Annotated in this window: 24 protein-coding genes; 10 read left to right on the top strand and 14 right to left on the bottom strand. The window is 28.1% G+C overall.

What is annotated here, in order from left to right:
- Positions 1–33: 33 nt before the first annotated feature.
- Genes ACH2BC_RS04035 through gmd form a run of 3 tightly spaced genes read right to left on the bottom strand, consistent with a single transcriptional unit; the run spans position 34 to position 3,351 of the window.
- Positions 34–1,317 (bottom strand): lipopolysaccharide biosynthesis protein, encoded by a 1,284-nt coding sequence (locus tag ACH2BC_RS04035; RefSeq protein ID WP_395052702.1) that lies wholly within the window; start codon positions 1,315–1,317, stop codon positions 34–36.
- A 35-nt stretch (positions 1,318–1,352) separates the two neighbouring features.
- The gene (locus tag ACH2BC_RS04040) at positions 1,353–2,294 is read right to left on the bottom strand and encodes a GDP-L-fucose synthase family protein (protein WP_395052703.1); all 942 of its coding nucleotides are present in this window, start codon (positions 2,292–2,294) and stop codon (positions 1,353–1,355) included.
- Positions 2,284–3,351, bottom strand: a complete 1,068-nt coding sequence (gene gmd, locus ACH2BC_RS04045) for a GDP-mannose 4,6-dehydratase (RefSeq protein WP_395052704.1) — start codon at positions 3,349–3,351, stop codon at positions 2,284–2,286. The genes ACH2BC_RS04040 and gmd overlap by 11 nt, the downstream gene beginning before the upstream one ends.
- 485 nt (positions 3,352–3,836) lie before the next feature.
- Between gmd and ACH2BC_RS04050 the strand changes: the two genes are divergently transcribed.
- The 3 genes from ACH2BC_RS04050 to ACH2BC_RS04060 are packed head-to-tail and all read left to right on the top strand — an operon-like array spanning position 3,837 to position 7,304.
- Positions 3,837–4,955, top strand: coding sequence for an O-antigen ligase family protein (locus tag ACH2BC_RS04050; RefSeq protein WP_395052705.1), 1,119 nt, complete (start codon positions 3,837–3,839; stop codon positions 4,953–4,955).
- Entirely contained in the window at positions 4,956–5,939 is a 984-nt protein-coding gene (locus ACH2BC_RS04055) for a UDP-glucuronic acid decarboxylase family protein (RefSeq protein ID WP_395052706.1), read from the top strand.
- Positions 5,940–7,304: an undecaprenyl-phosphate glucose phosphotransferase gene (locus tag ACH2BC_RS04060; RefSeq protein ID WP_395052707.1), complete on the top strand. Its 1,365-nt coding sequence runs from the start codon at positions 5,940–5,942 to the stop codon at positions 7,302–7,304.
- Here ACH2BC_RS04060 and ACH2BC_RS04065 read toward each other — a convergent pair.
- From ACH2BC_RS04065 to ACH2BC_RS04095, 7 genes are all read right to left on the bottom strand, one after another.
- A complete protein-coding gene (locus ACH2BC_RS04065) occupies positions 7,301–8,494 on the bottom strand; it encodes a glycosyltransferase family 4 protein (RefSeq protein WP_395052708.1) in 1,194 nt (397 codons plus the stop codon). The two genes, ACH2BC_RS04060 and ACH2BC_RS04065, sit on opposite strands and share 4 nt — an antisense overlap.
- Before the next feature lie 81 nt (positions 8,495–8,575).
- A complete protein-coding gene (gene wecB, locus ACH2BC_RS04070; protein ID WP_395052709.1) occupies positions 8,576–9,670 on the bottom strand; it encodes a non-hydrolyzing UDP-N-acetylglucosamine 2-epimerase in 1,095 nt (364 codons plus the stop codon).
- Positions 9,671–9,726: 56 nt separating this feature from the next.
- Complete coding sequence (locus ACH2BC_RS04075; protein ID WP_395052710.1) at positions 9,727–10,257, bottom strand: ORF6N domain-containing protein; 531 nt, start codon at positions 10,255–10,257, stop codon at positions 9,727–9,729.
- 111 nt (positions 10,258–10,368) lie between these two features.
- Positions 10,369–11,682 (bottom strand): phenylacetate--CoA ligase family protein, encoded by a 1,314-nt coding sequence (locus tag ACH2BC_RS04080; protein ID WP_395052711.1) that lies wholly within the window; start codon positions 11,680–11,682, stop codon positions 10,369–10,371.
- A gap of 1 nt (position 11,683) precedes the next feature.
- On the bottom strand, positions 11,684–12,097 hold the full coding sequence (locus ACH2BC_RS04085; RefSeq protein ID WP_395052712.1) for a putative toxin-antitoxin system toxin component, PIN family: 414 nt from the start codon (positions 12,095–12,097) through the stop codon (positions 11,684–11,686).
- A 5-nt stretch (positions 12,098–12,102) separates the two neighbouring features.
- Positions 12,103–12,327: a hypothetical protein gene (locus ACH2BC_RS04090; protein ID WP_395052713.1), complete on the bottom strand. Its 225-nt coding sequence runs from the start codon at positions 12,325–12,327 to the stop codon at positions 12,103–12,105.
- Positions 12,328–12,371: 44 nt separating this feature from the next.
- The gene (locus tag ACH2BC_RS04095; protein ID WP_395052714.1) at positions 12,372–12,677 is read right to left on the bottom strand and encodes a HigA family addiction module antitoxin; all 306 of its coding nucleotides are present in this window, start codon (positions 12,675–12,677) and stop codon (positions 12,372–12,374) included.
- 208 nt (positions 12,678–12,885) lie between these two features.
- Between ACH2BC_RS04095 and purD the strand changes: the two genes are divergently transcribed.
- Complete coding sequence (gene purD / locus ACH2BC_RS04100; RefSeq protein WP_395052715.1) at positions 12,886–14,160, top strand: phosphoribosylamine--glycine ligase; 1,275 nt, start codon at positions 12,886–12,888, stop codon at positions 14,158–14,160.
- Here purD and ACH2BC_RS04105 read toward each other — a convergent pair.
- Positions 14,152–14,382, bottom strand: coding sequence for a uracil phosphoribosyltransferase (locus tag ACH2BC_RS04105; RefSeq protein ID WP_395052716.1), 231 nt, complete (start codon positions 14,380–14,382; stop codon positions 14,152–14,154). The two genes, purD and ACH2BC_RS04105, sit on opposite strands and share 9 nt — an antisense overlap.
- A 47-nt stretch (positions 14,383–14,429) precedes the next feature.
- Here ACH2BC_RS04105 and ACH2BC_RS04110 point away from each other — a divergent pair, with 47 nt between their 5' ends.
- Entirely contained in the window at positions 14,430–15,359 is a 930-nt protein-coding gene (locus tag ACH2BC_RS04110) for a DUF6427 family protein (RefSeq protein WP_395052717.1), read from the top strand.
- On the opposite strand, the gene upp is transcribed toward ACH2BC_RS04110, so the two are convergent.
- Entirely contained in the window at positions 15,354–16,007 is a 654-nt protein-coding gene (upp, locus tag ACH2BC_RS04115; protein ID WP_395052718.1) for a uracil phosphoribosyltransferase, read from the bottom strand. The genes ACH2BC_RS04110 and upp overlap by 6 nt on opposite strands.
- Before the next feature lie 122 nt (positions 16,008–16,129).
- On the opposite strand from upp, the gene ACH2BC_RS04120 reads away from it, so the two are divergent.
- Entirely contained in the window at positions 16,130–16,735 is a 606-nt protein-coding gene (locus ACH2BC_RS04120; protein WP_395052719.1) for a DUF4254 domain-containing protein, read from the top strand.
- Between the two features lie 140 nt (positions 16,736–16,875).
- The gene (locus tag ACH2BC_RS04125) at positions 16,876–17,871 is read left to right on the top strand and encodes a glycosyltransferase family 9 protein (RefSeq protein WP_395052725.1); all 996 of its coding nucleotides are present in this window, start codon (positions 16,876–16,878) and stop codon (positions 17,869–17,871) included.
- A gap of 241 nt (positions 17,872–18,112) precedes the next feature.
- Here the strand turns inward: ACH2BC_RS04125 and ACH2BC_RS04130 are convergent, their stop codons facing one another.
- Together ACH2BC_RS04130 and ACH2BC_RS04135 are read right to left on the bottom strand one after the other, a co-directional pair.
- On the bottom strand, positions 18,113–18,421 hold the full coding sequence (locus ACH2BC_RS04130) for a hypothetical protein (RefSeq protein ID WP_395052720.1): 309 nt from the start codon (positions 18,419–18,421) through the stop codon (positions 18,113–18,115).
- 340 nt (positions 18,422–18,761) lie between these two features.
- Positions 18,762–19,814, bottom strand: a complete 1,053-nt coding sequence (locus ACH2BC_RS04135; RefSeq protein WP_395052721.1) for a 2Fe-2S iron-sulfur cluster-binding protein — start codon at positions 19,812–19,814, stop codon at positions 18,762–18,764.
- 116 nt (positions 19,815–19,930) lie between these two features.
- Here ACH2BC_RS04135 and ACH2BC_RS04140 point away from each other — a divergent pair, with 116 nt between their 5' ends.
- From ACH2BC_RS04140 to ACH2BC_RS04150, 3 genes are all read left to right on the top strand, one after another.
- Positions 19,931–21,400, top strand: coding sequence for a DUF5687 family protein (locus ACH2BC_RS04140; RefSeq protein ID WP_395052722.1), 1,470 nt, complete (start codon positions 19,931–19,933; stop codon positions 21,398–21,400).
- 66 nt (positions 21,401–21,466) lie between these two features.
- Positions 21,467–22,165, top strand: a complete 699-nt coding sequence (locus ACH2BC_RS04145) for an ABC transporter ATP-binding protein (protein ID WP_395052723.1) — start codon at positions 21,467–21,469, stop codon at positions 22,163–22,165.
- A gap of 246 nt (positions 22,166–22,411) precedes the next feature.
- A partial coding sequence (locus ACH2BC_RS04150; protein WP_395052724.1) for a tetratricopeptide repeat protein occupies positions 22,412–24,135 on the top strand: 1,724 nt, incomplete at its 3' end.

Below are 24,135 nucleotides of genomic sequence, written 5' to 3' on the forward strand. Positions count from 1 at the left end.
GTTTAAGTAGATTTTGTAAAAAAGTTATTTGGTTTAATTTTCTAATTTTAGTTTTTTTACAATTTTATAACATTCTAAAGGTATAACAATAACCCATATAACCATTAATATAAGCGTGGAAATAATTACACTATTAATACCAAAATCTAAATGTATTAAAAAGTTTGTTAGGGGTATTTTTAAAATAAGACTAAATAAAATTATTATTATAAATAGATTTAATTTACCAATACCATTTAAAAAATAACTGTAAAAAGTTGTAAATATTCTAAATGATGTAACTATTGCAATATAAAGAACTAGATTTTTTGGGATTTCAAGTTCATCTTTTATCCAAATAGATACTATGAATGGGCAAATTAAATAAAGTATAAAAATTAAACAAAGTATTACTATAAAGTAAGTATTAAATTTTTTAAAATTATTGTATAAATTCTTTTTATTTTTTTCAATATAATCTTTTGCGAACATAGACCATAAAGGTGATAGCGCAGCATAAAGAATCATTAAAGGAAGTTGAAATATCTTAGTGACAGTATCATATGGAACTACATCCTTTGGGCTAAAATTATTAGAAATAATATAATTATCAATAGTAAAGAAAAGCATCATTCCTAGTTGAATTGCCATAAATCTAATTCCAATGTTAATTATTTCTTGAACAAATTCTTTGGGTGGTTTTATCTTAGTTTTTAGGTTAATTTTTTCTAATTTAAAAAAGCGAATAGAATAAAAAGTATTAACTAATAGACAAAAACCACCATTTATAATGGTTATTAACAACAATTTTTTTTCAGAATTTATATTGGGCAAAAAATATACTGCACTAATTATTAAAATTAGTGATCCAATTTGGTTTACAGCTAATGACTCTTCGGCGTATTTACCTTTTAAATAAGCTACAAATAATGATTTGTGAATTCCTGCAATTGAGTTGATACAAAAGAAAAAAACATTCAATAAAAAAAGTAAATAAATAAAATTTTTAGAATGTGTAGTAATATTTAAAACAGTTTTTATATCATAAATACAAATGAAAGTTACAAAAAGAGCAAAAATAAATAGAGCTAAATAAATGGCGTATTTATAAGTTATCTTGATGTAACTTTTTATTAAATCAAACTTATTTTGATGAAAAAGTACAGGTATTTTTGTTTTTAGCGAACTTTGTATGCCAAAGTCCATAACTAAAATCCATTGAAAAAGTGTAAACACTAAAATCCAAATTCCATAATCTTCTTGGCCTAAGTATTTAATTAAAAATGGTATTGAAATAAATAAAGATAGTCCAGAAATACCTTTATAAAATCCACTCATTAATATATGATTATGTTTCAGTTTTTGAAAAAACATTATTTAAAGACTTTATAATTATTTTCTTTTATCCAACTTAAAGTTTCTTTAATACCATCATTAATTTTTGTTGAGTGTTTCCACCCTAAATTGTTAATTTTACTAACATCTAACAATTTTCTCGGAGTTCCATTAGGTTTTGAATCATCAAAAATTAATTCGCCATTATAGTTTGTTATTTCTTTTATCGTTTCTGCAAGTTGTTTTATTGAAATATCAACTCCTGTTCCCACATTTATTGTTTCGTTACTATTGTAGTTTAACATTAAAAACAAACAAGCTTCTGCCAAATCATTGACAAATAAAAATTCTCTTTTTGGACTTCCTGTTCCCCAAATTGTAACAGAGGTATGGTTGTTATTTTTTGCTTCGATAAATTTTCTTAAAAGAGCAGGTAAAACATGAGAATTTGATAAATCAAAATTATCATTTATGCCGTAAAGATTTGTAGGCATTGCGGATATGAAATTACTACCATATTGTTTATTATAGAATTTACACATCTTTACTCCAGCAATTTTAGCAATAGCATAAGCTTCATTTGTAGGTTCTAATTCGCCAGTTAATAAGTATTCTTCTTTTATTGGTTGTGAAGAAAATTTAGGATAAATACAAGAACTGCCCAAAAATAAAAGTTTTTTAACTTTATAAAGGTGTGAAGTATGGATTACATTATTTTGAATCATCATATTTTCATACAAGAATTCAGCAGGATATTCGTTATTAGCATGAATTCCACCAACTTTAGCTGCTCCTAAGAATACATATTCTGGTTTTTCTTTCTCAAAAAAAGAAATAACTGCTTGTTGATTTCTTAAGTCAAGATCTTTAGATGATCTTACTACTATATTATAATATCCATTTTTTTCTAACTCTCTAATAATTGCAGAACCAACCATTCCATTTGAACCAGCAACAAAAATTTTAGAATTATTTAACATGATGAATTCTTTTAACATATTCAATATCGTGATGCATCATAATTTTTACTAAATCTTCAAATGAAGTTTTTCTAGGGTTCCAACCTAATTTTGTTTTTGCTTTAGTTGGATCACCAAGTAATGTTTCAACTTCTGATAGTCTATAATATGTTGGGTCTATTTCAATAATAACTTTTCCAGTTTCTTTACATATACCTTTTTCATTTTCATTTTCACCTTGCCATTCAATATTAATTTGAGCTTCTTTAAATGCAAGTTCACAAAAAGTTCTAACAGAATATTGTTCTCCAGAAGCAATAACAAAATCTTCTGGATCTTCTTGCTGCAACATTAACCACATACATTCTACATAATCTTTAGCATAACCCCAATCTCTTAACGAATTTAAATTCCCTAAGTATAATTTTTCTTGAAGTCCGGCAGCAATTCTAGATGCACCTAACGTGATTTTTCTTGTAACAAATGTTTCTCCTCTTCTTTCAGATTCGTGGTTGAATAATATTCCATTTACAGCAAACATTCCATAAGCTTCTCTATAATTTTTTGTTATCCAAAAGGCATAAATTTTTGCAACACCATAAGGAGATCTTGGATAAAAAGGTGTTGTTTCTGTTTGGGGAATCTCTTGAACTTTTCCATACAATTCAGAAGTTGAAGCTTGATAAATTTTAGTTTTTTCTGATAATCCACAAATTCTAACTGCCTCCAATAATCGTAAAGTGCCAATTCCATCAGTTTCAGCGGTATATTCTGGCATTTCAAAAGATACTTTAACATGAGACTGAGCAGCTAAATTATAAATTTCATCTGGTTTAATTTGTTGAACTATTCTAATTAAATTTGTAGAATCAGTCATATCGCCATAATGTAATTGAATTTTGCGTTTTAGATGCAAATCTTTTATTAGTGAATCGATATATAAATGCTCAATCCGATGAGTGTTAAAAGAAGAACTTCTTCTAATTATACCATGTACTTCATATTCTTTTTCTAATAATAACTCGGCTAAATATGACCCGTCTTGACCATTAATACCAGTAATTAATGCTATTTTCATTTATTATTTATTTAAAATGGATTTTTGTAGGTACGATAAATTTATATTTTAAGGCCTTATAAAACTTTATACTTTTTACTTAATTAAAGTTATGCTAAACATGTACAATCTTGACCCGTTATTCCAGAAACAAAAGCTGTTTTCAATTATTATTTTTTGAGATGCAAATATAAAATTATTATAACAAATACTTCTTAAAAGTTAATTTTATTATTAGTTAATGATTTTAAAATTTAATAATAAAGATTTTTTATAACTTGCGACACCATTTATATTGATAAAGCTAAATAAAAATAACTTTGAAAGAGTATAGTAAATTTAAATCTAAATTGAAAGATATTAAAAAATTAGATTTTATCATTTTATTTATTATTTCTACAATTTTAATTACAATACCCTTAAAATCTTTTTACAATAGTTTAACAATTTTAGTTTTTCTAATTATTAGTTTTTGCTTTAAGTTAAAGTTCTGTTTCAATAAAACTTTGATATTACCTATTGTTTTGTATTTAGTTATGGCATTGTCTCTTTTTTGGACAACTAATTTTCAATTATCAGTTGTAGCCCTAAAAAAAGAATCAGTATTCATTTTACTTCCTTTAACCTTTATGTTTTTACCAAGACTAGAATCTATTAAAGTTTACAAAATAATTAGACTTTATAGTTTTAGTGTAATAATATTTGCTATTTATTGTTTTGTTAGAGCAATAATTAATTTTAGTATTCTTAAAACAAAAGATGTTTTTTTATTTCATAATTTAGTTACATTAGATTTAAATGCTATATATATTGCAGCTTTTAGTTCCTTAAGTTTATTTTATTTTATTATTTTAAAAAATAAAAAACTTATAGATTATTTTGGTATTTATATTCTAGCAATTTTTATTATTCTTTTAAATTCTAAAACAGTTTTCTTTATAGATTTTCTTTTGCTAATTTGGTATTACATTTTCTTTTCTAAAACTAATCTTGGAGTAAAGTCAATAACTATAATTTTCGTTACAACATTTTTACTATTATCTATTTTTTTTAGTAATCAATTGCAAGAAAGGATAAAAGAAGAATATGAAACATCATTTGTAGACAATACAATTTATAAATACAGTGATTCAAATAATAAAGCTTATAATGTTAGTTTGCATCAAGCATGGACAAATAAAGAGTTTCAAAAAAATAGTTTTTTTCCAGGAACTGCCTACAGAGTTTTTCAAGCTAGAATCTTTAAAGAATTACTAGTAGAACAAAAAAATATTTGGCTAATTGGATATGGAATTAATGCCTCTGACGAAGCAATTAAAGAAAAGCATAAGCAATATAACCTTTTTAAAGAATATAATTATCATAATTTTCATAATCAATATATTCAGTTTTTTGCAGAATTAGGTATTTTTGGACTGTTAATTTTTTTAACAATGTTATTTTTAAATCTTAATAATGCAATTAAAAAGAAAGATTTCCTTCATATTGCTTTTGCAGTAACAATGATAATACTATTTTTGACAGAATCTTTGTTATGTAGACAAAGAGGAATTGTATTTTTTATAATTTTATATTGTTTGTTTAACTCTACAAATTATAAATTAAATTTAACTCAACAAAAATAAATGAAAAGAATTCTTATAACAGGCGCAGCAGGTTTTTTAGGTTCGCATCTGTGCGATAGATTTATTGCAGAAGGTTATTATGTAATTGGAATGGATAATTTAATAACTGGTGATTTAAAAAATATTGAACATCTTTTTAAATTAGAAAATTTTGAATTTTACCATCACGATATTACAAAATTTGTTCACGTTCCAGGAAAATTAGATTATATTTTACACTTTGCATCACCAGCAAGTCCAATAGACTATTTAAAAATTCCTATTCAAACCTTAAAAGTTGGTTCTCTTGGAACTCATAATTTACTGGGTTTGGCGCGTGTTAAAAATGCCAGAATTTTAATTGCTTCAACTTCAGAAATTTATGGTGATCCATTAGTTCATCCTCAAACAGAAGAATATTATGGAAACGTAAACACTATTGGACCAAGAGGAGTTTATGATGAAGCCAAACGTTTTCAAGAATCAATAACCATGGCATACCATACTTTTCATGGTGTTGAAACCAGAATTGTTAGAATTTTTAATACGTATGGTCCAAGAATGCGACTTAATGATGGTCGTGTAATTCCAGCATTTATTGGCCAAGCATTACGTGGCGAAGATTTAACAATTTTTGGAGACGGAATGCAAACTCGTTCTTTTTGTTTTGTAACCGATCAAGTGGAAGGAATATTTAGATTGTTACATTCCGATTATCATTTGCCAGTGAATATTGGAAATCCTGATGAAATTACCATTAAAGATTTTGCAGATGAAATTATAAAACTTACAGGTACAAATCAAAAAGTGGTTTATCATCCACTTCCAATAAATGATCCATTACAACGTCAGCCAGACACAACGAAAGCAAGAGAAATTCTTGGTTGGGAAGCTAAAGTGAATCGTGAAGAAGGAATGAAAATTACTTATGATTATTTTAAATCATTATCATCAGAAGAATTATTAAAAGAAGAGCACAAAGATTTTTCTAAATATATTTTTTAGATGAAAAACAGTACTGGAAGATATTCAAGTTACTTAAGGCCATTTACTTACCTATTTGACTTATTGGTAATAAATATCCTCATACGAATTATTTTACCAATAGATTACCATTTTATATACTTTCATTTATTTATAGTTGCAATATGGATAATTGGCGCATTAAATATTGGTTTTTATGAAGTATATCGTTTTACTAAAGGACTTTCTGTTATTGAAAAAACCATCAAACAATTTGCGCTTTTTGGAATTTTATGTTATTCATTTTCAGGGTTTTATTTTAAAAATGTAGATTCTTTTAGAATTGCTAATTATGTGCTTTTTTGCTTTTTAATAATTTCAGCGTTTAAGATTTCTGTTTTCTATTTATTAAAAAAATACCGATTAGTTTTTGGAGGTAATTTTAGAAAAGTGGTTGTTATTGGAAGCGATAAAAAAACAGCTCAATTAATAAATTTCTTTGAAGACAATCCAGATTATGGCTATCGTTTAATTGCCGATTTTAAATTGGATGAAGACAAAAAAGAAAAAATTGCAACAGCGCTTCAATTTATAAAAAATGCTGTTAAAGAGAATCATGTAGACGAAATTTATTGTGCAATTTCAGATTTAACAGAGAAGCAACTAAATGAATTTATAGATTTTGCAGACAACAATTTAAAAAGTTTAAAGTTCATTCCAGACGATAAAGACTTTCTTTTAAAGAACATGAAATTAGATTATTATGGATATATTCCTATTGTGTCTTTAAGAGAAATTCCGCTAGATGATGTTTTAAATCAATTTTTAAAAAGAACATTTGATATTATTTTTTCTTTAATTGTTATAGTTGGAGTGCTTTCTTGGTTAATTCCAATTATGGCATTTTTTATAAAATTAGAGTCTAAAGGATCAGTTTTTTTTAAACAAAAACGCAACGGATTAAATTATAATGAATTTTTTTGTTACAAGTTTAGATCAATGAATGTTAATGCTGTTGCCGATTTAAAACAGGTATCTAAAAACGATCCAAGAATTACAAAAACTGGCGCTTTTATAAGAAAAACAAGTATTGATGAATTGCCTCAATTTTTTAATGTTTTACTTGGCGATATGTCGGTTGTTGGACCAAGACCACACATGATTAGTGAAACTGAACGTTTTGCCGCAAAAGTAGACAAGTTTATGGTAAGACATTTTATAAAACCTGGAATTACAGGTTTGGCGCAAACCAATGGTTACCGAGGAGAAGTTGAAAACGAAAGAGATATTGTAAACAGAGTAAAATTTGACATTTTTTACATAGAAAACTGGTCCATTTTATTAGATTTAAAAATTATATTTTTTACAGTTTTTAATGCGTTTAAAGGCGAAGACAAAGCATATTAAAACACCTCTTTTTCAATTAATTCATTCATTTGATTGTCTAAATTAAAAACTTTTTGAGATTGATCAAATACAGCTTTTTTTATTAAATCTAATTCCGATTTACTCAGTTTTGAAATTAAATGTACTTTTTCATTTAAGTCATTATAATCTTCAACTTTAGCAACCCAACCCAATTTATTTTCTTTTACAATTTCTTCACCTTCACCACCACCAAAATACAATAATGGAAACCCAAGTGAACCATATTCGAATATCTTTGAAGGAACAGAACCATAAATTCTAACTTTTAATGGCACAATTGCAATATCAAACGATTTTAATTTTTCGTGTAACGCATTGCGTTCCATCATTCCGTAGAAGAAGATTTTTTTATTTTTTTGAGATGAAATTAATGCTTCTATTTGAGTTTTTTCTGCACCATCGCCAAAGATGTGTAATTCTATTTTGTCATCCTGTAAGGATCTAAAATCAATTTTTTGGCATAATTCTAAAACACCTTGAGCAATTCCTAAAAGTCCAGCGTAGAATATTTTTATTGGAACATTTTCTTCTGTAATTAAGTCTAAATTTTCAACTTTGTGATCTGGAAAATTGCGATATAAGTAACATTTTTTATCAGGAAATAATGATTTTATATGATTTATAATTTCCTTTGACTGACCAAGAATTAAAGTCGCTTTTTTGTAGACAAATCGTTCCATAAACAGTGAAAATTTATGCGAGAAACTATCTTTCTTCAAAGCATTTAATTCAATAGCTGCCAATGGCCAAAGATCTGAAACATTAAGTATAATCTTTTTATTTTTCAATGAAAGCACAAAAATCGATATAAATGAAAGTAATAATGGTGGCGACTGCACTACTACTTTTTGAGGCGTTTTTTTAAATAATAAGTAAAAAAACAAGCTTAACGAAAAAGACAAAACTGAAACAATTCTAATAAAAATATTTTTGCTAACACTTGGGTAAATCCAAAGCCGTTTTACAGTTATATTATCACGATTTTCAGTAACCGAAAATTTGCCTTTATACTCAGGAAACAGTTTACCTTTTGGATAATTTCCTAACGGACAAATTACCGAAACCTTATAATTATTTTGATTCAATTTCAATGCCAACTGCTCAATTCTATTGGCAGCAGCACCTTTTTCTGGCGGATAATAATTAGATATGATTAATATTTCTTGCATAGATTTCAACAATTCTTTATTCTTTTTAAACCATTAAGCTATTAAGTTTCATTAAGACGTATCTTAACTTTTCTTAATACCTTAATGGTTTAATTTTTTAAGCAACATATCAATAATTCGTTCCGATGCTTTTCCGTCCCAAAGTTCAGGAATGCCTCTTTTTGACAAACCATTTTCTAGAAATTTTGTAAATTCTAAAGTTAGATTTTCAACAGAAATTCCAACCAAAGTATTGGTTCCAATTTCAATAGTTTCTGGTCTTTCGGTTGTAGTCCGCATCGTAAAACAAGGAATTCCTAAAACTGTTGTTTCCTCAGAAATTCCACCAGAATCTGTAATTACAGCGAAACTATTTTTTATCAAATACATAAAATTCAAGTAACTTTGCGGTTCTACGAACAAAATATTTTTCAATTTCAAATCCGTTTCTCCTAAAATTGCATTCGTTCTTGGATGAATTGGAAAAATGATTTTTTTATCACCAACCATTTTATCAATTCCTTCCAATAAATCTATCAATGATTGCTCTTCATCAACATTCGATGGTCGATGCAAAGTCAAAATGATGTAATTTCCAGTTTCTAAACCAAACTCATTCCAAAAATTTGGGGCAGAAATTCTATCTAAATTCTGATATAAAGTATCAATCATTACATTGCCAACAAAATGAACATTACTTGAATCAACACCATTTTTAAATAAATTTTCTGATGCTGAGGTTGAAGTAGTAAAAAAATAATCGGTAATACTATCAGTAACAATTCTATTAATTTCTTCTGGCATTGTCATGTCTCCAGAACGAATTCCGGCTTCAACATGTACTACTTTTATATTCATTTTCTTGGCTACAATTGCACAAGCCATAGTCGAATTTACATCGCCAACAACTAAAACCAAATCACAAGGATTTTGAGTTAATTCTTTTTCAAAAGCAATCATAATTGCTCCAGTTTGCTCTGCTTGCGAACCACTTTTAACTTCCAAATTAGCATTGGGTTGCGGAATATTCAACTCTTCAAAAAAAGTATCACTCAGGTTTTTATCATAATGTTGACCTGTATGAACTAATCTAAAAGAAATAGTTTTACCTTTTGATTGTCGTTTTTCAATCGCTTTTATAATTGGTGCGATTTTTATGAAATTAGGTCTTGCGCCTGCAATTATTGTTATTTTCATTTATTCTGAACTCGTTTCAGTATCTTTTGAATTTAAAGATACCATTGTTATGTTAATTATTTTTTATAACCAATTTTTACTCTTGGTTTTGTGTCTTCTTTTTTCTCTGTTAACTCGTCTAAATAACTAAAAACCAACTCAATATTTTTATCATGATTTTCAAGTTTTTTCTGAATTTGTAATATATCAATTTTCAAATCGGTTGTATCCATAAGCATCTGACGTACTTTCGAGAATATTCGCATAATTTGAATGTTAGTTTGAATAGCTTTGTCACTATTTAAAACACTTGATAACATTAAAACGCCGTGTTCTGTAAAAACGGATGGTAAATATTTTTGATGCTGTCCTCTTCCTTTCTTTAAGGTCACAATTTGTGACCTTAAAGAATTAAGTTCAATTTCAGTTAATTCAAACATAAAATCGTCAGGAAATCTTGAAATATTTCTTTTAACCGCTTGTTTTAAAACTTTTGTTTCAATATCATAAAGCGAAGCTAAGTCTCTGTCAAACATCACTTTTTGATTTCTAATAAAGTAAATTTTATTAGAAATTAATTCTTCTGAAAGTTGAATTTCATTACTCATAAATTATTCTATATTTTTCTTCAAGGTCGCAATTTGCGACCTTGAACGTCTTGAAGTCACAATTTGTGATATTAAGTTTGAAATTGGAGGACGCAATTTGTGACCTCCAATTTATTGTATCATCGAAACAAACTGCTTCAATTTTCCGCTTTTACTTCGTTGTAATTTTTCTTTTCTAGTGAATGTAAACGTCAAACCATTTTCTAAATAAGTGGTAATTGCTTTTTCAATAGTTAGAATTTGACTTTTGGTTAACGCATTTTCACTTACATATTCGACTTCAAAAGTATCGATTTTTGTTTGTTTTATCACAAATTCTTTTACATTTCCATCGTCTTCAATAATGCTTTTAGTTACGTAATAAAAGGTTAATCCTGGTGCTATTTTTCCGCTTGGAAGAATAGCAATATCGTTAGTTCGTCCAATTAATTTTTTTAGAATTGGTTTTTTGAAGGTGCTTTTTTCGTCAAGAATTCCAACATCGCCAATGTCATATCTAATAAATGGATGTGCTTTGTTGTATAACGATGTAATCACAATTCGACCTTCTTTTCCGTTAGGTAAAACGTTATTGTTTTCATCTAAAATCTCTACCAATAATGATTCCGAATTTACCTGCCATTCATCTTTCGGATTTTGAAAAGCTATTAAATCCAGTTCGGAAGCACCATATTCATTGATAATTGGAACTCCAAATTGGTTGCTCATTAAAATTTTATCTTCTTCAAATAACATTTCGGAAGTAACAACACAACATTTCAACGTTGGACAAATAGATGTTAAAACAATGTTTTTCTTTTGAAGAAATTTGGCAAATAAAACTATGGAAGATGTATAACCATTGATGTAATCAAACTTTTTACACTGAAATTTTTTCAGTGTCTTTTCTAAGACAACATCTGATAAATCAAAGATTGTAAATCGATAACGATTGCTCAATAAATCTTTAATTCGTTCTTTTTTATTTCCAATAAAATCCAGTGGAATTCCATAAAAACGTGCTTGTAATGACGAATTAAAATTAATTCCAAACCACCCAAATCTGTTGATAATATTTGACCAAGTTAAGGCGTGACAAAACTTATCTTTAGCAAAAATAAATGGATCGCCGCTAGAACCCGAAGTTTTATTTACGTAAACATTTTTTAAGGTAAATCCATTTGAAAGTCTTTCAGATAAAGGTTTCTGAAATTCTTTTTTAGTCATTATCGGAAGTTCATTCCAGTCATGAAAAGTCGATTTTCCAACAAATTCTTTATATGATTTATTGTTATTTAAATGATATTCAACAATTTCTTTCTTTTTTTCTATTACGTAATTTTCAAATTCAGCATCAGAAATGGATTGAATTCTTTCAAATTCAGGAATTGCTTTCTTCATTGGAAAACCATTTGCTTGAAGCGATAAATTGAAAAGGTTGAACATTTTAATATTGCAATATTTTGATTTTTTTAAATGTCATTGTGTCAATAACTACAACTTTTGGAAAATCAATATTTTTCAACAAATTAAAATCAGAATCGTGAGTTACTATAAAATCTGCATTTGCCGATATGCAACAATCTACAAATTTATTATCGTCTTCATCTTTCAATAAATTAAATTTATAATAATTGGTAATGAATTCAACATTTGGCAAGTTTTCTAAAACACCGAGAGCGTTTTCACCAGCTAAAATTCCCATGTGAAGTTCTATAATTTCGGCATATTCTGCCAAGATATCAGTAGTTACACAAAGAGTAAATTTGCCTTCGAGTAAGTTTTTAAAAATCCAATGTAATTTAGATTTACTTGAAATAGATACTAAAAGTACATTGGTGTCTAAAACTATTTTTTTCAAGATTTCTATTTAGATTTTTTTATTTTGGTTTGAAGTAGTGAATCTACTTTTTCATCATTCCATTTTTCGTCATTCCAAATCTTATCTGCATGATTAATAAGCTTATCTGCAAAAAAAGTTGCAAGTGTTTTTTTTAAATCTAATAAATCATTTTCGGGTAAATTATGCGAAAATGTTTTTAAAAGCTCTAATTGAACATTTGTAAAAGGTTGTTTTATAATAGTTTGCATTTCTGTAGTATTGAAATATATAGTAAATATAAATAATTTAATTTTTATGTCACATTTTTATCTAAAAATCTTTTTATCGACTTTAATTCAGTTGCTTTATTTTCATTTTCCTCTTCAATATCATAATCGTCTTGAAGCCCAAGCCAAAACTTTGCAGAATTTCCAAAATATTGACTTAATCGTAAAGCGGTATCAGCAGTAATTCTTCTGTTTCCTTTTGTGATTTCAGAAATTCTGGTTTGCGGAATTTTTAAATCTTTAGACAAACGATAAGCACTAATTTCTAAAGGAATTAAAAATTCTTCTAATAGAATTTCTCCTGGATGTATGTTTTTTAGTTTCGCAACCATTTAAATTTATTTTCATCAAATTTATAAAAGACCTATTAAATATAATGAATTATCAATAACTTTTTTAAAACATTATTTTTTGAGTTCAAAACTAACTATTTTTGTACCACAACTAAACAGAACAAATTTTAGAAAAGATTTCTTTTAATTAAAACAATCGGTTTAAATTAAGAAGAGAATCTGAAACAAGTTCAGAATAAACAACACAATGACAATTTTACTACTTGGTTCTGGTGGAAGAGAACACACTTTAGCATGGAAAATGCTACAATCTAATAAATGTTCTAAACTTTTTGTTGCTCCAGGAAATGCTGGAACTTCTCAAATCGCTACGAATGTTAACCTAAACATTTTAGATTTTGATGCTTTAAAAACTTTTGCTTTAGCAGAAAGAGTAGAAATGATTGTTGTTGGTCCAGAAGATCCATTGGTTGCAGGAATTTATGATTTTTTTGTAAGTGATTCTGATTTAAATCATATTCCAGTAATTGGTCCATCAAAAGCAGGTGCGCAATTGGAAGGAAGTAAAGAATTTGCCAAAGAATTTTTGATAAAACATAAAATTCCAACTGCAGCTTATGATAGTTTCACAAAAGATACAGTAGAAAAAGGATGTCGATTTTTAGAAACTTTACAACCGCCATATGTTTTAAAAGCCGATGGTTTGGCTGCTGGAAAAGGCGTTTTAATTATTCAAGATTTGGCCGAAGCAAAAGCTGAATTAAGAAACATGTTGGTTCACGAAAAATTTGGAACCGCAAGTGCAAAAGTGGTTATTGAAGAATTTCTTGACGGAATTGAATTAAGTTGTTTTGTATTAACGGATGGAATAAATTATAAAATTTTGCCAACAGCAAAAGATTATAAGCGAATTGGCGAAGGCGATTCTGGTTTAAATACTGGTGGAATGGGCGCAGTTTCTCCAGTTCCATTTGCTGATGCTATTTTATTGGAAAAAATTGAAACCAGAATTGTAAAACCAACAATTGCTGGTTTGCAAAGTGACGGAATTGAATATAAAGGATTTGTTTTCATCGGATTAATAGTTGTAAAAGGCGAACCAATTGTTATTGAATACAATGTAAGAATGGGCGATCCGGAAACAGAAGTTGTAATTCCGAGATTAAAAAGTGATTTGGTAGCACTTTTTCAAGCCGTTGGAAATCAAACATTAGACAAAATTTCGCTAGAAATAGACGAAAGAAGTGCTACAACAATTATGGTAGTTTCTGGCGGTTATCCTGAAGAGTATGAAAAAGGTTTTGAAATTTCAGGATTAGAAAATATCGAAGATTCAATTGCTTTTCACGCAGGTACAAAATTAGAAAACGGAAAAGTGCACACAAATGGTGGTCGTGTTATTGCCGTTACATCATTTGGCGAAAGCTTTCAAGAAGCCATAAAAAAATCTTATCAAAATATAGACAAGCTACACTTTGATAAGATGTATTTTAGAAAAGATATCGGTTTCGACTTATTTTAAGAAAGAATGTGCCGTTGTATCTTGAGTTTCTTCGTTATTGTTTTTGTGTAATTGCAATTGTTTTACCCAATATACCATATAATAGGCACATATTCCCATTAAAATCCAGTTGATAATATTAGCACCAAACCAAGTTGATAGTTCTAATTTTCTCAATGCATCGTGAGGTAAAAATAAAAAATCTACAAATAGTGATTGTATTCCTTCGAAAAATGCTTTCATTTTTAAACAAGTGTTATATTTACACCACAAAAGTATAAAATATCTTTATGATAACAAGTGTTTTTAAAAAATCTACACCAATTAATTATTTTTTACTACTAATTTTGATATTAGTATGTTTTTCTATAGTTCAATTTCAAGATACAAATTGGTTCAATTCGGTAATAGAAATTGCTAAAAAAGCTGTAGTTTTTGGTTTAATATTAGGATCTTTTTTTTTAGTAAATTTTATTTGTAAAAAAAACGGATTGACTAAAGACAGCGGTTATCCAATGCTTTTTTTCTTTTTGTTTCTGCTTTTTTCTCCAACTATTTGGAATAATTTTACTTTAATTGCCGCTAATTTTTTTGTGCTTTTGGCCTTGAGAAGATTGGTTTCTTTACAAACATTAAAAGCTCCAAAAGAAAAAATATTTGATGCTTCTTTATGGATTTTTGTTGCCAGTTTATTTCAATTTTGGTGTATTTTGTTCCTAATTGTAGTTTATGCATCTATAATTTTTCACGTTTCACGCGATTATAGAAATTGGTTAATTCCTTTTGTTTCATTTTTTACAACTGCAGTTATATTTGTTTTTTATGGATTATTGATTGATAAATCGGCAATTGCATTTTATTTAAACAACATCACTACGAATTTTCAGTTGGATTATTTTACCAATACGTATCAAAATTTAGCTTTGTCTATGTTTGCGGTTTTTGCAGTATTTTTTGTTGTTCCAATGCTAATCTCATTAACAAATAGACCACTAAACTTACAAGCTTCGTATAAAAAATTACTGTTTACTTTTTTTATAGGATTAGTAATTTTCTTTATTTCTGATAATAAAAGTAATGATTTGTTGCTGTTTACTTTCTTTCCTATGGCAGTTTTTGCAACTAATACTGTAGAATTTTCTCAAAACAAAATGCAACAAGAAATTATACTTACATTTTCAATTTTACTAGGATTTATAGCTTTGTTTTTACAACTATAATTTATTACCGTAAGCTAAATCGCCAGCATCGCCAAGACCAGGAACAATGTAATTTTTCTCGTTTAATTTTTCATCAAGCGCAGCAACCCAAAGATGACAATTGCTAGGAAGATTTTTTTCCAGAAACGCAATTCCTTCTGGCGCAGCAATAACTACTGCAATATGAATTTCTTTAGGTGTTTCTTCGGTCATAAGTTTATTAAAAACAGCCACAATTGATTGACCTGTTGCCAACATTGGATCAATAAGAATTAAATTTTTATTTTCAAATGATGGCGCAGCTTGATATTCTACAAGTATTTCAAATTCGTCATCGTTATTTTTATGATGTCTGTAAGCAGAAACAAATCCGTTTTCGGCATTGTCAAAAATATTTAAAAAACCTGTATGCAATGCCAATCCTGCTCGAAGAATAGAACAAAGAACTACATTATCTGCAATGGTTGTGGTTTTTTTTAATGCAAGTGGTGTTTGCACTTCAATAGCTTTGTATTCTAAAGTTTTACTTAATTCATATGCCATAATTTCGCCAATTCTTTCAATGTTTTTGCGAAAACGCATACTGTCTTTTTGTATGGAAACATCGCGAATTTGTGCCAAAAAATGGTTTAGAATACTGTTATTTTCTGATATGTAATGAATTTGCATTTAAGAACTAGGATTTAGGATTTTCAGATTTAGGATTTTTGGTTTAAACAGTTAAACTTTTTTAAACCTTTAAACAATTTTCAAAAGTATAAAAACTATCTTTGCAAATAAAATTTATAATTATGTTTTCAAAATTTGCCTATTCTATATTTGAACAAAGTATTAAGGATTATCACCTTTACGACAATGTAAACCAGTCAATTAACAATCCGTATCCGAAAGAAAAAATAGAACATTTATTGTATTTTAAAAATTGGATTGACACAGTTCAATGGCATTATGAAGATATTATTCGTGATCCAAATATTGATCCTGTAGCGGCATTGACCTTGAAAAGAAAAATTGATGCTTCTAATCAAGAACGTACTGATATGGTAGAATATATTGATAGTTATTTCTTGCAAAAATATTCGGCTGTTGAAGTTAAGTCGAGTGCTAAAATTAATTCAGAATCTCCAGCTTGGACCTTAGATAGATTATCTATTTTGGCTTTAAAAATTTATCATATGAACGAAGAAGCAACTAGAACAGAAGCTTCGCAAGAACATAGAGATAAATGTCAAGAAAAATTAAATGTACTTTTAGAACAAAGAACAGATTTATCTACTGCAATTGACGATTTATTGACTGATATTGAAAATGGTGATAAATTCATGAAAGTGTACAAGCAAATGAAGATGTATAATGATGATGAGTTGAATCCTGTTTTGTATCAGAATAAGAAGTAATCATAAAAAATATGTTTTACCATTAAGGTATTAAGTTTCATTAAGATTATTCTTAATTTTTCTTAATACCTTAATGGTTTTAAAAAATAAAATATTTGTCAAAAAAACCCAAACATATCGCCATAATTAGACTTTCTGCAATGGGCGATGTTGCTATGACAGTTCCAGTTATAAGAGCATTTGTAAGTCAAAATCCTAAAGTGAAAATTACAATGGTTTCAAGACCATTTTTTAAATCCTTCTTTGATGGAATTGATAATGTGACTTTTTTTGGTGTTGATTTAGAAAATCGTCATAAAGGTTTTTTAGGATTACTAAGACTATATTCAGATTTAAAGCAATTAAATATTGATGCTATTGCCGATTTACATAATGTTTTACGTTCTAAAGTAATCAGATCATTATTTGCCTTGAGCGGAAAAAAAGTGGCGCATACTGATAAAGGAAGAGCTGAAAAAAAAGCGTTAACTCGAGCCAAAAATAAAGTTTTTAAACCACTAAAATCAATGGTTGATAGACATATTGAAACGTTTAATAAACTTGGATTTTCTATTGATTTAAACAACCCGAAATTTCCTAAAAAAGCTATTTTATCAGAAGAAATTTTAATTATTTCTGGTAAAAAAGAAAATCAAAGTTGGATAGGAATTGCACCTTTTGCTCAATATGAAAGCAAAGTGTATCCACAAGATTTAATGCAAAAAGTGATTGATGAATTGGCTTTGAATAACAGTAATAAAATTTTTCTTTTTGGTGGTGGAACTAATGAAATTGAAATCTTAAATTCGTTTTCTAATAATAAAAACAACGTAATTGTTGTTGCCGGAAAACTAAATTTAGAACAAGAGTTACAGCTTATTTCAAACTTAGATGTAATGCTTACAATGGATTCTGGAAACGCGCATATTGCTGCAATGTTGGGAATAAAAACTATTACAATTTGGGGTTCAACACATCCTTTTGCTGGTTTTTCTCCTTTTAATCAGCCGTTAGAAAATTGCTTGGTTTCTAACAGAGAAAAATATCCTTTACTACCAACTTCTGTTTATGGAAATAAAAAAGTTGCTGGTTATGAAGATGTTATGCGTAGTATTTCAGTTGAAAGTGTAGTAGAGAAAGTTATTTCTGTTATGTAAACTAAATCTCCACACGAATTTCACGAATTTTCACTAATTCTTTGCTTTGAATTATTTCACTAATTAAATAGTTTGTGAAATTTTAATTCGTGGAAATTTGTGAAATAAATTAGCAAACTAAATTTTCACACGAGTTTCACGAATTTTCACTAATGCTTTGCTTTGAATTATTTCACTAATTAAATAGTTCGTGAAATTTTTTATTTGTGGAAATTTGTGTAATTCGTGTGAAACGTAAAACTCACAAATATATCTGATTATCCTTGCATTGACCAAGAATATATCGTCTTAAATTAGAAATAGTTTCCTGATAATTTGGTGCTTCATACCCAAATCGTTCGTGTTCTTTTTGTTCTTTTTCAATTGCATTACAACCTTTTATGACTTCTTTAATCATATCTAGCATAATCAATTCTTTGTTTTTATTTTTATCAAACTTAAAATCTACAATTTCATCTTGCAGTTTTTCGCAATACTCAATAAGTTGTTCCACTTCTGGTTCATCTAGAAGATCTTGCTTGTCTTTAAATAATTGTCTGATGTTTTTCATAGTTCAATAGCAATGTCAATGTCAAAAATCAACTTCAAAAATCAACTTCAAAAATCAACTTCAAAAATCAACTTCAAAAATCAATTTCAAAAATCAACTTCAAAAATCAACTTCAAAAATCAACTTCAAAAATCTGAAATCTAAATTCGTTAATCTTCAATCTTCAATCAAAAAAAATCCTTCGACTGCGCTCAGGAAGACAGAATAAAATGTACTTCAAAAATCAATGTCAAAAATCAATGTCAAAAATCAATGTCAATTTTAAAAAAATCTGAAATCAATTTCAAAAAATAAAAGTTAACACAAAACTTGTAACTCGAAACTTCCAACCCGAAACCAATTAAACATCATCATAATCAACATAAACCGTTGCAGATGTTGGATGTGCTTGACAAGTTAAAATTAATCCTTCGGCAATTTCACTATCTGTTAAAATAGAATTTTTTCGCATTTCGGCAGTTCCAGATGTTATTCTGGCTAAACAACTGCTGCAAATTCCGCCTTGACAAGAATATGGTGCGTCAATGCCTTGTTTTAATGCTGCTTCAAGAATGGTTTGCTTTTGGCTCATTTCGAAAGTCGTTTCATCATCATCAACTAAAACCGTAATTTTTGTATGACCATCATGCGAACTTGCTTCCTTATTTTCAACTTTAGATGTAGAGAATAATTCGAATTTTATATTTTTATCGGCTACATTATGTTCTTTTAAAACATTGGAAACCAGATTAATCATTTCCTCTGGACCGCATAAATAAAATTTATCAAATTCTTTTTCTTTGTGCTTGTTGTTTAAAACAAAATTTACGGTCGCTTTTTCAATTCGTCCAAAAAGTTCGTTGTCTAATTTGGCTTGGCTGTAAACATAATGCACAAAAAAGCGTCCAACATATTTAAGTTGTAACTCGTGCAATTGATTGTGAAAAATAGTATCGCCAGGTGTTTTATTTCCGTAAACCAATACAAAACTGCTGTTGGCTTCGTTTTCTAAAACCGATTGAAGTATTGATAAAACTGGTGTAATTCCACTTCCAGCAGCGAAAGCAGCGTAATTTTTTTGCTTATCTGAATTGGGTTCAAATGTAAAATTTCCTTCTGGTTGACCAACTTCTATAATATCGCCAACTTTTAAATTATCATTGGCAAACTTTGAGAAAGTTCCGTTTTTTACCGATTTTATAGCAATTCGCAATTCATCACTATTTGGCGACGAACAAATAGAATAGGCACGACGAATTTCACTTCCGTCAAGTGTTAATTTTAAATTAATGTACTGACCAGCAATGAATTGATATGCCGATTTTAATTCTGATGGAATATTAAAAACTACAGAAACTGCATTTTCAGTTTCACGTTTTACTTCTTTTACTTGTAATTTATAAAATGATGACATGGAGCTATTTTTTACAAAAGTATGAAATTAGGATATATTTATTTTTAATTTTATCAGAAAGCTTGTAACAAATTTCTATTTTTAGCATCTTATTTAAAATTAAAATACCTTAATATATGTTTAAACATTTTATAAAACTCGAATGGAAATCGTTTTTGCGTTCAGCATCTTTTGGAACGAGTTTAGCAATGAAAATCTTAATGGGATTTTTTGCAGTTTATTTTATGATACTATTTGTTGGAGCAGGAATTGGTGCATTTTATATTATTAAGGAAAAAGTACAACTTGAACCACTTTCTGTAATTAATAAATTTATGATTTATTACTTGGTTTTAGATTTATTGATAAGGTACTTTCTTCAAAAAATGCCAGTTTTAAACATAAAACCTTTACTTACTTTACCTATAAAAAGAAATACAATTGTGCATTTTACATTAGGAAAAACTGCTTTATCTTTTTTTAATTGGGTTCATGCTTTTTTCTTTGTTCCTTTTTCAATAGTCTTATTAATAAATGGTTACAGTGTTTTAAATGTAATTTTATGGCATTTAGGAATTGTTGCACTAATTTATTTCAATAATTTTATAAATGTTATAATCAATAATAAAGACAATGTTTTTTATTCGGTTTTGGCTGTAGTTTTAGCATTAGGATTGGCTCAGTATTTTAATTTATTTGACATTACAAATTATACACAATCCTTTTTTCAAGGAATGTATTCTACTTTTTATGTGTTTTTAATTCCAATAATTTTGGTAATTGCAACCTATTATTTTGCATTTAATTATTTTAAAAGTAATTTAAATTTAGATGAAGGTTTGGCGTCTAAAACTGATGTTGCCACAACTGAAAATTATACTTGGTTAAATCAATTTGGAACTTTAGGAACATTTTTAAAAAATGATATTAGATTATTAAGAAGAAATAAAAGATCTAAAACTACTTTAATAATGAGTTCTATTTTTATCTTTTATGGATTGTTATTTTTTTCTAGTTCGGTTGAAGCATATAAAAGTCCGATGATGCAAGTATTTGCAGGAATATTTGTCTCTGGCGGATTTCTTTTCACCTTTGGACAATTCGTACCAAGTTGGGACAGCGCATATTATCAATTAATGATGAGTCAAAACATTCAATATAAAGAATACATAAGTTCTAAATGGTGGTTAATGGTTATTGGAACTATTATTTCAACAATTTTGGCTTCTTTTTATTTGTATTTTGGAGTTCATACTTATTTACTAATTGTAGTTGGAGCCATTTTTAATATTGGTGTAAATTCACATTTAGTTATGCTTGGTGGCGCTTTTGTAAAAACTCCAATTGATCTTTCAACAGGAAAAGGCGCATTTGGCGACAAGCAAGCTTTTAATATTCAAACAATGTTAATTGCAATTCCGAAGTTGCTTTTACCAATGGCAATTTATGCTCTAGGATATTATGTTTTTTCTCCAAATATTGGATTATTATTCGTTGCATTAGCAGGAATTTTAGGATTTGCTTTTAGAAATTATGTTTTTAATCTAATTGAAAAAATTTATAAAAGAGAAAAATACGCAACCATAGCAGCATATAAACAGAAGTAATAGTGTTCAGTCTCAAAAATTTGGGCTTAATATTCAGTTAATTAAACTTTCAAACTTTTTCAAAAAATGATTCAAGTAAATAACCTTTCAAAAACATATAAAAACGGAGTTACCGTTTTAAACATTCAAAATCTAGAAATTCCTAAAGGTCAAAGTTTTGGATTGGTAGGAAATAATGGCGCAGGAAAAACTACTTTTTTTAGTTTGCTTTTAGATTTAATTCAACCAAGTTCAGGATTTATTAAAAGTAATGAAATTCAAGTAAATACTAGCGAAGCTTGGAAACCTTTTACATCGGCATTTATAGATGAAAGTTTTTTAATTGGTTATTTAACAGCCGAAGAATATTTTTATTTTATTGGCGATTTACGTGGTCAAAACAAGGCAGATGTTGATGCACTTTTAGCAAAACACGAAGAATTTTTTAATGGTGAAATCTTAAAAAGTAAAAAGTATTTACGTGATTTATCTAAAGGGAATATGAAAAAAGTGGGAATAATTGCTACTTTAATAGGAAATCCAGAAGTTATAATTCTAGACGAACCGTTTGCCAATTTAGATCCAACAACTGTAAACAGATTAAAGAAAATTATTAATGAATTATCTGAAAATCCAAACGTAACTGTTTTAGTTTCTAGTCACGATTTAGTTCACACAGTAGAGGTTTGCACACGAATTGTGGCATTAAACAAAGGCGAAATTGTAAAAGATATTGTAACATCGCCAGAAACCTTGAAGGAATTAGAGGCGTTTTTTGCGGTATAAAATAATTTGGGCGTGACCACGAAAAAAAATCGAGGTCAGGCTATTCGCTACAATCTTTTTTAATTGCTTTTCAAGACAATTAAAAAAGGATTTTCGCTGCTATCCTTCACGCAATTTATAACTTCAATTAATGGTACTTGCAAAAAATAACACTCTAAAATTTCACTATATCAAAAAGAAACGTATTTTTACCAGTCAATTATACTAAAACTAACCTTTTAGAGTTACTATTAAAACGTTTTTACATTGAAAAATCATACTTTAAAATACGCATTTGCATTTGCAACTCTTATTTTTTTTGTAGCTTGTTCTACAAAGAAAAACAACTTTGTTTCTAGAAATTCGCATGCACTTAGCACAAAATATAATATTCTTTACAATGGTGGAGTTGCACTAGATAAAGGTATTGAAGATTTAAAATTGCAATACAAAGACAATTTTTGGGAAACACTTCCTGTAGAAAGAATGCAGGTTTCAGAGCAAGCTCAAGAAGGAAAAACGGCAAACGCCAACTTTGATAGAGCAGAAGAAAAATCTACTAAAGCCATTCAAAAACATTCTATGAATATTGATGGTGGCGAAAAAAATCCGCAAATGGATGAAGCACATTTAATGTTGGGAAAATCTCGTTACTATGATCAGCGATTTGTTCCTGCACTTGAAGCATTTAATTATGTTTTATACAAATATCCAAACTCTGATAAAATTTACGAAGTTAAAATTTGGCGCGAAAAAACCAACATGCGAATGGATAATGACGCGTTGGCAATTACAAATCTGAGAAAGTTATTAAAAGAAATTAAATTTAAAGATCAAATTTTTGCCGATGCAAATGCCACTTTGGCGCAAGCTTTTTTAAATTTAAAACAAAGAGATAGTGCTGTTGCAAAACTTAAAATTGCAAGAGAATTTACCAATCAAAACGAAGAAAAAGCACGTTATAGATTTATTCTTGGTCAAGTTTATAGCGACATGGGTTACAAAGACAGCGCATTTGCTCAATACGACGAAATTATAGATATGAAACGAAAATCGTCGCGTAATTATGTAATTCAATCGCATGCTAAACAAGCACAACAATTTGATTATAAAAATGGAGACACAATTGCTTTTCTAAAAAAGTTTAATAATTTACTTGAAGATAGAGAAAACCGTCCGTTTCTAGATGTGTTAAACCATCAAATGGGATTGTTTTATGATAAAAATAAAAAACAAGCTGTTGCAATAAAATTTTATAATAAATCATTAAAATCAACTTCAGAAGATCAATATTTAAAAGCTTCTAATCATAGAAATCTTGCCGAAATTTATTTTGACAAAGCCAAATATGTAACTGCAGGAAAATATTATGACAGCACATTGGTTTCTTTAAAACCAAGAACTCGCGAGTTTAATTTAATTACTAAAAAACGATTAAATCTAGAAGACGTAATCAAGTTTGAAGGTATTGCTCAAACCAACGACAGTATTATTAGAATTGCATCATTATCATTATCTGAAAAAGAAAAATATTATCAAGATTACATTGATAAACTAAAAAAAGAAGATGAAATAAAAAGAAAACTTGAAGAAAAAGAAGTCAAACTTAAAGAACAATTAGAAGCCAATAATGGTGGCGATTTTAAATCAGAATCTAAATTTGCAAGTAACGATATAAGTAAAGAAATTGCTAAAGCTGCAGCAAGCACTCCAAAATCTATAGGTTCAAATGGTGGTTCTGGAAACACATTTTATTTTTATAATCCGGCAACTGTAGCATACGGAAAAATAGAATTTAAGAAAAAATGGGGTAATCGTTCACTGGTTCCAAACTGGAGATTATCTAAAGAAAAATCAAAAAATAATGATGAAAATCAAGATGAAAATGATGTTGCTTCATCGGACAAAAACAGTAAAGAAGTAAATGAAAAATACACTACCAATTTCTACATAAAAGACATTCCAACAGATAGAATAGTGTTAGACAGTTT

The organism is Flavobacterium sp. (genome assembly GCF_043760115.1).
In the GTDB taxonomy this organism is placed as follows: Bacteria; Bacteroidota; Bacteroidia; order Flavobacteriales; family Flavobacteriaceae; genus Flavobacterium.